Origin of the sequence: Streptomyces sp. DH12 (assembly GCF_020873895.1) — a bacterium.
GTDB lineage: Bacteria > Actinomycetota > Actinomycetes > Streptomycetales > Streptomycetaceae > Streptomyces.
In genome coordinates, this window is the sequence record NZ_JAHWGT010000791.1 from 1 (window position 1) to 487 (window position 487).

Sequence of the window (487 nt, forward strand, 5' to 3'; positions counted from 1 at the left end):
CTCGCGGACCGTGTCCCGCACCCCCACGAGCAGGACGGGACGGAGGGCGACGGCGGACTCGCCGAGGGCGACCCGGTCGAGCACACGGTGCAGGGCGGCCCCGGTGACCATGGCGGCGGTCCGCCCGCCGGAGGCGAGGCACACGGTCGCGTAGTCGTGCATCGCGTGCCAGTGACGCGCCGTCAGCAGGGCGACGGCGCGCGCGGCCTCGGCCTCCGGCCGTCCCCGCAGCCGCGCGGCGAGCGCCTCGTCGGATTCCCCGGGATCACCGCCCGGCGGGGGATAGGGAGGACGAGGGGGGTGGGGGGTGTGCACTGAGATTGGTTCCTTCCCACAGCGCATGTGACATTCGAGCGTTCCCGACACCGAAAAGGGACGCAACATCGGTGCGTGCCTCTTGGGTGTGGCGCGGGGGGCGGGAATTGTCCGGCGGCGCTTCCGTTCCGGTTCATCAACGCGCGAGCGTCCCCGGCCTTTCCCCCCTCGC

The 487-nt window shown here is 73.5% G+C and carries 1 pseudogene; it reads right to left on the bottom strand.

What is annotated here, in order from left to right:
• Positions 1–315 (bottom strand): annotated as a pseudogene (locus LPA54_RS37085) (hydrolase); the annotation flags it as partial.
• Between the last annotated feature and the right edge of the window lie 172 nt (positions 316–487).